Origin of the sequence: Kineococcus glutinatus (assembly GCF_039542765.1) — a bacterium.
Lineage (GTDB): Bacteria > Actinomycetota > Actinomycetes > Actinomycetales > Kineococcaceae > Kineococcus_A > Kineococcus_A glutinatus.
In genome coordinates, this window is sequence record NZ_BAABIL010000886.1 from 1 (window position 1) to 2079 (window position 2079).

At 79.3% G+C, this 2079-nt stretch carries 2 protein-coding genes; both read right to left on the reverse strand.

Features of this window, described 5'->3' with window-relative positions; genetic code table 11:
• The coding region (locus tag ABEB16_RS22350; RefSeq protein ID WP_425560297.1) for a UDP-N-acetylmuramate--L-alanine ligase at positions 1 to 874 on the reverse strand (874 nt) is incomplete at its 3' end.
• Entirely contained in the window at positions 871 to 1983 is a 1113-nt protein-coding gene (gene murG, locus ABEB16_RS22355; RefSeq protein WP_345714350.1) for an undecaprenyldiphospho-muramoylpentapeptide beta-N-acetylglucosaminyltransferase, read from the reverse strand. The genes murG and ABEB16_RS22350, both read right to left, overlap by 4 nt.
• Positions 1984 to 2079 lie beyond the last annotated feature (96 nt).

Genomic DNA, 2079 nt, shown 5'->3' on the forward strand with positions numbered 1-2079 from the left:
GCCGCCAGGTGCCGCTGACCCCGGCCACCTCGGCCTGACCGCCGAGCTTGCCCTCGGTGCTGCCGGTGCCCCGCAGCTGCAGGTCGGCGAGCCGGACGTCGGCCCCCGCGGCGCGACCGTAGGTGAGCACCCGGCCGCCGCCGGCCGCGACCGCGGCGGCCAGCTTCGCGGAGCCGGGGTCGTCGGCGCAGGCCACCAGCAGGCCCCCGGGCACCACCCGCGCCGCGAAGCGGTCGAACGCCTCCGCGACCGCCTCCGCGGTGCCGTAGTGGTCCAGGTGGTCGGGCTCCACGTTCGTCACCACGGCCACGGCCGGGGAGTAGGCCAGGAACGAACCGTCGGACTCGTCGGCCTCCGCGACGAAGACGTCCCCGCCACCGTGCCGGGCGCCGCGGCCCTGCAGCGGCTGCCCCGGTGCCAGCTCCCCGCCGATGGCGTACGACGGGTCCACACCGGCGTGCTGCAGGGCGACCGCGAGCATCGAGGAGGTCGTCGTCTTGCCGTGGGTGCCGGCCACCGCCACCGCCCGCCGTCCCGCCATGAGCGCGGCCAACGCCTCCGAGCGGTGCAGCACCCGCAGGCCGCGCTCCCGCGCCGCGACCAGCTCGGGGTTGGACCCGCGCACCGCGGAGGAGACGACGACCGTCGCGGCGCCGGCGAGGTTGCCGGCGTCGTGCCCCACCGCGATCCGGGCCCCGGCGGCGCGCAGGTCGTCCAGGACGGCCGAGTCGCGCGCGTCGCTGCCGGAGACCACCGCCCCCCGGGCCAGCAGCAGCCGGGCGATGCCCGACATGCCCGCACCACCGACGCCGATCAGGTGCACCGCTCCCAGCGCCGCCACGTCCTGCCCGGCCGTCCCCGCCGTGGTGCTCACGCCCGCTCCCCCGCCCGCGCCGCGGCCACCACCAGGTCGGCCAGCCTCTCGTCACCGTCGTGCACACCGAGCGCCGCCGCGGCCCGCGCCGCCCCGCGCAGCCGCTCGGCGTCGTCGAGCAGCCGCAGCAGCTGCGCGCGCACCCACACCGCGTCCAGCGGGGCGTCGTCGACGAGCAGGCCACCGCCGGCGGCCACGACCGGCTCGGCGTTGCGCCGCTGCTCGCCGTTGCCGACGGGCAGCGGCACGTAGACCGCGGGCAGCCCCAGGGCCGTCAGCTCGCTCACCGTGCCCGCGCCGCTGCGGCAGACCACGAGGTCGGCGGCGGCGTAGGCGTCGGCCATCGCGTCGAGGTAGTCCCGCACGACGTAGCGCGCCGGGTCCGTCCCCACCGGCAGGGGCACCGCCTTGCCGCGGCCGCTGGCGTGCAGCACCTGCGCTCCCGTGGCCAGCAGGTCGGCGGCCGCGGCACCCAGGACGTCGTTGATCCGCTGCGCCCCCAGGGAACCGCCCGTGACGAGCAGCGTGGGGCGCTGCGGGTCCAGGCCCAGCCGGGTGCGGGCGGCCACCTGCCGGGCCGGGCGGTCGCCGGCCGCGGCGAGCTCGCGGATCTCCGCGCGCAGCGGCATCCCGACGTGCACGGCACCCCGCAGGGGCGTGCCCTCGAACGTCACCGCGACGTGCGCCGCGAGCCGAGCGCCGAGGCGGTTGGCGATGCCGGGCAGGCAGTTCTGCTCGTGCACCACGACGGGCACCCGCCGCCGCCTGGCGGCGAGGTAGGCCGGTGTGGCGACGTAGCCGCCGAAACCCACGACGACCTCGGCCCCGACGGCGTCGATGGCCCGCTCGGCGGCGGCCACCGCGGCCCGCAGCCGGCCGGGCAGGCGCAGCAGGTCCACCGACGGCTTGCGCGGCAGCGGCACCCGCGGCACGACGGCCATCTCGTAGCCGCGCTGCGGCACGAGGCGGGACTCCAGCCCCTCCGCGGTGCCCAGCACGAGGAGGCGTGCGGCCGGGTCGCGGCGGCGCAGGCGGTCGGCGGTGGCGAGCAGCGGGGCGACGTGCCCCGTGGTGCCACCCCCGGCGAGCAGGACCGGGGGAACGCTCACCGCCGCCCCCTGCGCCCGTGACCGCCGCGCTGCGCAGCGGTGCGCTCGGTGCCGGCCCGGGAGCCGGCCCGGGTGCGCGCCCGGGGCAGCACCGCG